Annotated in this window: 1 protein-coding gene; it reads left to right on the top strand. The window is 39.6% G+C overall.

All coding sequences use genetic code 11. The annotated features are described in order from the left end of the window. Nucleotides 1-507, top strand: a 507-nt coding sequence (locus ACFIL8_RS12780) for a lambda exonuclease family protein (protein ID WP_375690161.1), incomplete at both ends; no start/stop codon positions are given.

Raw genomic sequence — 507 nt, 5'->3', positions numbered from 1 at the left:
AGCAAATATGAAGACTACAAAACGAAACTCATGACAGAACGCTTAATAGAGGAAATAAGCCAATCTTATACAACACCTGCTATGCAATGGGGCATTGAACATGAAGAGAATGCCTTAAGAGAATATGAATTCATTTATGACGCAGAAGTCACAAGATGCGGGTTTATCCCACACCCCAAAATGGAAATGGCGGGGGCTAGTCCTGATGGGTTGATTGGAGAGGACGGTTTAATAGAAGTCAAATGTCCACAATCAACCACGCATTTGCGTTTTTTTATTTATGACGAAATCAAGCCTGAATATATCGCACAGATGCAATTCCAAATGGCATGCACTGGACGCAAATGGTGTGATTTCATGAGCTATAATCCAAACTTTGTAGGCAAATCTACTGGTTTGAGAATGAAAATCAAACGCGTCCTCCGTGATGAGAAACACATTGAAGAGATCAATAAAGCGGTCGAAATCTTTTTAGGGGAAATAGAACAAGAGATGCAAAAGATTTTG

Source organism: Bartonella sp. AP57NXGY (assembly GCF_042195805.1).
Classification (GTDB): domain Bacteria; phylum Pseudomonadota; class Alphaproteobacteria; order Rhizobiales; family Rhizobiaceae; genus Bartonella.
This window is presented reverse-complemented; position numbering and strand designations above follow the sequence as displayed.